Source organism: Turicibacter sp. HGF1 (assembly GCF_000191865.1).
GTDB lineage: Bacteria > Bacillota_I > Bacilli_A > MOL361 > Turicibacteraceae > Turicibacter > Turicibacter sanguinis.
Genome location: NZ_AEXQ01000035.1, coordinates 1 through 6,534 on the forward strand (window position 1 = coordinate 1; position 6,534 = coordinate 6,534).

The following is a 6,534-nucleotide window of genomic DNA, read 5'->3' on the forward strand; positions in this document are numbered from 1 at the left end:
TCGAGCGACAATCTTTCTATAAAGTCTCCTAATGCTACTAAACTCATAAACCGAGTTTTGAGCATTAGCTACGACTTTTACGCAAGATTACCCGTCACTCTCAGCCTTTTATTTACCTGATGATCCGAGTGCTCCTGTTCCGCGTTCTGATTCGATTTTTAATAAGTCTTCGTAGCTGATTTCTTCAATCGCCATTTTCGGAACTTCAACCATCATACACTGTGCAATTGCTTTTTCATATGGATAAACGATGCAATCTTCAAAGTTTTGTGCGACACTTTCCTTTGCGATCACTAGACGTTTATTATTATGATTCGTCATCGGAACGAACCATTCTCCACGATATCCAGAATCTACCACTCCGCAACGCTGTCCGATTCCTTTTGTTCCTGTTGAGCCGCGTTCTTTTAAAATTGCCACATAATCTGTTGAGAATGCTGATGCTAATCCTGTTGGGACTAATTTCGTTTCATGCGGTTCAAACGTGATAAAATCTTCTTCAAAGCACGCATACACATCAAACGCACCGTCTTCTAGGCGTTTTGATGGAATGATTGCGGATGGTTTTACCTTCGCAAAATTAATTTTTAACATGTAAATTCACTCCTAAAAATCTTCTAGCAAGCACACTTGCCCCTTTTCCAATGACTGTGCAACATTAATAATACGTTGGTTGCTACTACCACGGAACCTAAGTTTTAAATTTTTCAACTCTTGAATAAATGGACCATCGACTAAAACATCGCAATACATAAGGATTGCCTTTGTTTTAGGATGTGCCATAATTTCCTCAAATGTATATCCTGAATAAATCCAAATATTTTGATTTGTTTCAGATTTTATACGTTGAACTAAATGCAACAAATCATTATCGCGCACCTGATCCATCGGCTCTCCGCCTAAAATCGTCACACCCGCTACATTTGGATTTTTTAAATGCTTAATAAAATCATCCTCAACTTCTTTCGTCCAAGCATGACCATACTTAAAATGTTGATAATCTCTATTAAAACATCCCGGACAACCATGAGTACACCCTGATACAAATAAACTCGAACGAATCCCTACACCGTTAGCTGTATCAAACTTTCGAATCTGTGCATAGTTCATTCAATTCACCACTTTTCAACAAAATTTAATCTGTTATTAGTGTATCACAATATTCATTATACTAATAATTATGTACTCTTAAAAGGGGATGCCTTTAAAAGACATCCCCTCTCATTATTATTCTTCACAAATTAACTCAAATATTTCTTCTTTTGAACTAGCATATAATAATTTTTCTCTAAAGTCCTCGTGAATGAGTTTTCGCGAAAGAGCGGCTAGTGCCTGAAGATGTAAATCGGCTTCATGTCCTTCAATGGCTAGCATAAAGATTAAATGAACCTTTTCTCCATCAATCGCATCATAATCGATTCCCTGTTTCGATACTCCTATCCCAATGCAACACTGCTTCACATACTTTGATTTCGCATGAGGAATTCCGATTCCAAATCCAATGCCTGTATTTCCTTCAGATTCACGTTTATATAAATCTTTTTTAAATTTTTAACGTTTTTAATATAACCATTTTGATTTAATTGTGTTGCCATCTCTTCAAATAATTCATCTTTTGTTTGAGCCTGTAAATCCAAATTAATGTTCTCTAACTTAATTAACTCTGCTAGCATCGCTTTTCTCCACCCCTATTATTTTTTTAACAATCGTTGACGATATCCTCCATAGATAATAGCTCCCACTAATGAACCAATAAAAATAGCTAATACCCATTGGAAAGCACCTGTTACGACTGGTAAAACTAAGAATCCACCATGAGGAGCTGGAACTTGTACTTTCATTAAATAAGTTAAAACAGCTGAGATAGCAGAACCAAACATTAACATTGGAATCACACGTAATGGATCTTTGGCTGCAAACGGAATGGCACCTTCTGTAATATGAGTAAATCCTAGAATATAGTTAACGAGTCCAGCTGCTCTTTCTTCTTCATCAAATGCATTTTTAAATAAGGTTGTTGCTAAAGCAATCACAAGTGGTGGTGTAATACAAGCAGCCGAAACACCCGCCATAAAGTAATAATTTCCTTGGGCTAAAAGCATGGTTCCTGTTACATAAGCCGCTTTATTAACAGGTCCTCCAAAGTCAAAAGCACACATACATCCAATTACAATTCCTAAAAGAATGGCATTACTATCTTGAAGATCTGCCAACCAACTCATAACAGCATTATTAATTGCTGCGACTGGTTCCCCTAAGAAAAGCATTAACATTCCCGTTAACAATACCCCAATAATCGGTAAAATAAAAATGGATTTTAAGCCTTCAAATTGGCGTGGAAGGCCTTTTAATAAATGGATTAAACCAAGAACTAAATACCCAGCAAAGAACCCAGCCACGATTCCTCCAATGAATCCGGCACCCGTATCATTTGCAATCATCCCACCAACAAACCCAGCAATTAAGCCTGGGCGCCCAGAAATTGAAGACGCAATATACGCTGTAAAGACTGGCACAATAAATCCAAACGCAACGCCTCCAATTTGTTTTAGCATCGCCGCGAACTGGTTATACGTTTCATGAGTTGGATCCGCAGAATGGATTCCCCACAAGAATGAAATAGCAATTAAAACACCACCTGCTACAACAAGTGGTAGCATATGAGAAACCCCGTTCATCAAATGTTTATAAATACTGTGTCCAACGCCTTGCTTTGCAACAGGTTCTTCTTTACTTGAATGAGTTGGTTTACTTCCACCTTTAATCGGAGCAGTTTCCGCTAAAATTTGTTCAACTAAATATTTCGCTTTATGAACTCCATCTTTTACAGATACTTCGATGACACGTTTTCCAACAAAACGATCAACTCTCGCATCCTTATCACAAGCAATAATAACGCCAACTGCTTCTTCGATATCTTGAGGTGTTAACTCATTTTCAACGCCAACTGCTCCATTTGTTTCAACCTTAATTTCTACTCCTAATTCTTTTGCTGCCTTTTTCAACGCTTCTTCCGCCATATAAGTATGCGCAATTCCCGTTGGACATCCTGTAACAGCTACAATTTTCTTCATACACGTACCCCTCCGTATTTTAGATTTATATTTTAATAGAGACTCCTTTTCACAACGATTAAACTTTGTGAGATTATCTCTAAGTAATGCCTTGACTCAGTAAAACGAATTTTTCCCCACTAGAGGAGAATAGCTAAGAGCCTTTTGGCTACTTAGCATGGGGGCCCGCCCCATTAAAGGATGATAGCTAAGAGCCTTTCGGCTACTTAGCATGGGGGCCCCACTAGTATCTGCGTAACATTTATTTCTTTCATGTAAGCTTTATATTCATTAAAATCACCTAGTCCGTAAGACTGTGCAACATTCGCTCCTACGGCCGATCCTTTTTTCAAAGCAAGCTCAACATTCGTCTTCCACTCACTCAAAAACGCCGCCAAACAGGCATCTCCTGCACACGCCGAGCTCACAAGTTTTACCGGTTTTGCTTCACAGAAATACATTTTTTCACCATTGAAAAAATACATCCCCCTCTCACCAAGCGTCAGTAAAATATTTTGAGCCCCTTCTTGGTATAAAAACGTCAAAGCTTCTTTTATATCGTTTTCCGTCTCAAGCGTTAATCCAAAAATATCTGCTAACTCTTCATCATTTGGCTTAATCAACTTAGGTCGATACTTCAATAAATCTTTTAACTTCTTAGAACTGATATCGAGTACGACCTCAATATCTTGAGCCTGACAAAACTTTATAATCTCATCATAATAACTTTCATCAATACTTGGTGGTAAACTACCACTAATCACAAGCGTCTCGCAATCTATTGCATATCTAAGTTCCTCTAACAACTCCTGTTGGACACCCAAATTAATAAAAGGCCCCTTATTCACAAACTTATACTCTCCATCAGGCACTGTAATAAACGTATTAATTCTTGTATTTTCTTCAATCCAACACGGTCGAACTACAATCTCTCTTTTCTTTAATTCATCCACAATATAACGTCCTGTAAACCCTCCGAAGAAACCTAAAACAGTACTATCAATGCCAAAATACTTTAAAGTCAAACTGACATTAATGCCTTTTCCATTCGGTGAATATACAATATCAGATGTGCGATTCACTTTATTTAAATCCGATGTCTGCGATAAAAAATTCATATCAATAGCTGGATTCGCAGTCAATGTATAGAGCATCATTCATCCCCCTTTTTTTAAATCTTACCTTCTCTCTTACACTTTCATTGTACGCCAAACTCTCACGAAAATGTTTTCTTTATTTAGCGCTTACAAACTTAAATCTTTCTGATATAACCACGCTCTTTAGATTTTCAATATTTTCAAAAAAATAGCTACCTCTTCGAGATAGCTATTTCTTAATAATCCTTATTTCTCTAATAATTAGAGATTGTGCTTCATATCGCCCCACTAAAGGAGGATAGCTAAGAGCCTAACGGCTACTTACCGCGGGGGCCCACCCCACCAAAGGAGAATAGCTAAGAGCCTAGCGGCTACTTACCGCGGGGGCCCCATATTCAATTAAATAATCTATAATCACTCGCGAGATGACTTGGAGTGGTATTCTTGAGGTGACCTCGAATTCTTTAATTGAAATATCGCGATGCTTCTCTCCAACAATCATGATATCTGCTAATGAATTTAGGGTACTATTTTTTTCACAACAACATCCTACTACCTTGACGCCATTTTCTTTAGCATTTTTAACAGCGTCTATAATCGATTCTGTTTCTCCCCTTAATGAAAAAACGATCACCAATTCATTATACTTAATGTTCTTAGCCAGCTTCACCATAATATTTGGGTCATTAATTAAAAAAGCATTATATCCCATTAACTTAATTTTTGCATCAAATTCCTGTGCTACTAATTCACTTAATCCACGCGCAAATAGATAAATACGTTTCGCTCGATCAATGGAATTCACAACTTCTACTATATCTCGTAACGAAATGTTTTCAATCGTTCGGCTAACTTCAATCAACGATTTTTCTAAAATTCGGTTCACGCCTTGATAAGCCATGATTTCTGTATCTTGCTTATTTTGATTTAATAACCGATATCTTAATTCAGTAAATCCATTCATCCCAATTTTTCGAATCGTACGACTCACCGTCGCAGGTGAAGTAAAGGTTAAATCTGCAATATCGACAATGGACATATTCATTAGCTTTGATTCATTGTCATTTAGAAAATCAACAATAATTTTTTCACTTGTCGTCAATTTTTCTTCTACCTCTTTTACTAGTTCAATTAACACCGAAATCGCCCCCTAGTCAAATATATGCTTAACGTTTACAAATTATAAAAGTAGGAATGATATTTAATCGTTCGAACGAATATATTGATAATAACTAGATATGAAACGAGGTGTTTATTATTAATTGGCGAAATGTAAATTCAGTTAAAGAATTGAAAACTCTTGGAAGCTTTAAAGAAGTTAAAGAATGTATTAGATTGGATACTAAACAAAAAATTACTGCCCGTGGTTGGGATGATCTTTTCAAAAAAATAAAAGAAATCACCACACCATCAGAGCAATACTTTATCTCTCCGTCAATCGAATACATTTTCTACTTAGTTGAACTAGATGGCGAAATACGAATGAACAAGCTAAATATTACAAGTAAACTATTTAAAGACAAAAAAGAAGCTAAATCATGGCGAGATAAAATCTCAAAACTGATCCATCCAGACGTATGCCCTCATGCAAAATCTAGTGAGGCTATGATGAAACTCAATGAACTTTATCAACAAATGACAGGAAGGGAGTAATTCATATTAGTAATGATCTGATTCCTTATAAAACAGGAAAGGACTTAAACTATAACGAGCCTGAACTATCAGATAAAGTCACCCCTAAAATGAAAACAGAAATCTCAAATGCTTGGAAAAATAGTGTCCTAATAGATGGAAAAGGATGGATATGGGTTAAAAAGGAAAAGCTACATAGCATTTTAAGAACAACAAAGGATAACATCAACTTTATTGTGATGAAAATGCCTGATGAATACAAAAGAACTTATGATGGTAAACTTTACATCAGAGGATTTAAAGTTATGGAGCAAATTATTAAATCTGAAGAAGAAAATGGAACTGGAACTAAGGGAATTAACCTTCAAGCCTCTAAACAATATTACGAACAAATACACATGTGTGATACCGTTAAAATGTTACGGCTTGATTATGATAACCAGCTGAAAAGCGATCGCTCCAAACTTAAGAAAAAACGTCGTAGTACCTATAAAATTACGCACGACGAGCTAACTGGTGAAAAACTAAAAACAAATTATGAATTTTCTCATATTCGTAGTTATTCTATGTTTCGAGAAATTGCCAACAATATTGATAACGGTCTACTCGTTAACAAGGACATCCATCGCCAAATTACTGAGCGGGGAATTAATAACGAAGATCAACTATTAAAATTCTGTGAAGAGCACGGCTACAAAACCGACTGGTATCTTCCCTATAAAAAACTATTTCCATAAAAAAAATGGCGAGGA

At 36.2% G+C, this 6,534-nt stretch carries 9 protein-coding genes; 2 read left to right on the forward strand and 7 right to left on the reverse strand.

Going from position 1 to position 6,534, the window contains the following annotated elements; translation table 11 throughout:
• Positions 1-108: 108 nt before the first annotated feature.
• From HMPREF9402_RS03630 to HMPREF9402_RS03660, 7 genes are all read right to left on the reverse strand, one after another.
• Positions 109-594 (reverse strand): dUTP diphosphatase, encoded by a 486-nt coding sequence (locus HMPREF9402_RS03630; protein WP_006785851.1) that lies wholly within the window; start codon positions 592-594, stop codon positions 109-111.
• Positions 595-606: 12 nt separating this feature from the next.
• The gene (nrdG, locus tag HMPREF9402_RS03635; protein WP_006785850.1) at positions 607-1,110 is read right to left on the reverse strand and encodes an anaerobic ribonucleoside-triphosphate reductase activating protein; all 504 of its coding nucleotides are present in this window, start codon (positions 1,108-1,110) and stop codon (positions 607-609) included.
• 117 nt (positions 1,111-1,227) lie between these two features.
• Positions 1,228-1,503, reverse strand: a complete 276-nt coding sequence (locus tag HMPREF9402_RS14840) for a PTS sugar transporter subunit IIA (RefSeq protein WP_083809698.1) — start codon at positions 1,501-1,503, stop codon at positions 1,228-1,230.
• Positions 1,458-1,673 (reverse strand): PTS sugar transporter subunit IIA, encoded by a 216-nt coding sequence (locus HMPREF9402_RS14845; RefSeq protein ID WP_039930773.1) that lies wholly within the window; start codon positions 1,671-1,673, stop codon positions 1,458-1,460. The genes HMPREF9402_RS14840 and HMPREF9402_RS14845 overlap by 46 nt, the downstream gene beginning before the upstream one ends.
• Before the next feature lie 18 nt (positions 1,674-1,691).
• Positions 1,692-3,074: a PTS fructose transporter subunit IIC gene (locus tag HMPREF9402_RS03650; protein ID WP_006785848.1), complete on the reverse strand. Its 1,383-nt coding sequence runs from the start codon at positions 3,072-3,074 to the stop codon at positions 1,692-1,694.
• Positions 3,075-3,280: 206 nt separating this feature from the next.
• Positions 3,281-4,207, reverse strand: a complete 927-nt coding sequence (locus tag HMPREF9402_RS03655) for a 1-phosphofructokinase family hexose kinase (protein WP_170837659.1) — start codon at positions 4,205-4,207, stop codon at positions 3,281-3,283.
• A gap of 307 nt (positions 4,208-4,514) precedes the next feature.
• Complete coding sequence (locus tag HMPREF9402_RS03660; RefSeq protein ID WP_009606515.1) at positions 4,515-5,288, reverse strand: MurR/RpiR family transcriptional regulator; 774 nt, start codon at positions 5,286-5,288, stop codon at positions 4,515-4,517.
• Between the two features lie 110 nt (positions 5,289-5,398).
• On the opposite strand from HMPREF9402_RS03660, the gene HMPREF9402_RS03665 reads away from it, so the two are divergent.
• Together HMPREF9402_RS03665 and HMPREF9402_RS03670 are read left to right on the forward strand one after the other, a co-directional pair.
• Positions 5,399-5,803: a hypothetical protein gene (locus tag HMPREF9402_RS03665; protein WP_006785845.1), complete on the forward strand. Its 405-nt coding sequence runs from the start codon at positions 5,399-5,401 to the stop codon at positions 5,801-5,803.
• A gap of 89 nt (positions 5,804-5,892) precedes the next feature.
• On the forward strand, positions 5,893-6,519 hold the full coding sequence (locus HMPREF9402_RS03670) for an HNH endonuclease (RefSeq protein WP_009606513.1): 627 nt from the start codon (positions 5,893-5,895) through the stop codon (positions 6,517-6,519).
• The last annotated feature ends 15 nt before the right edge of the window (positions 6,520-6,534 follow it).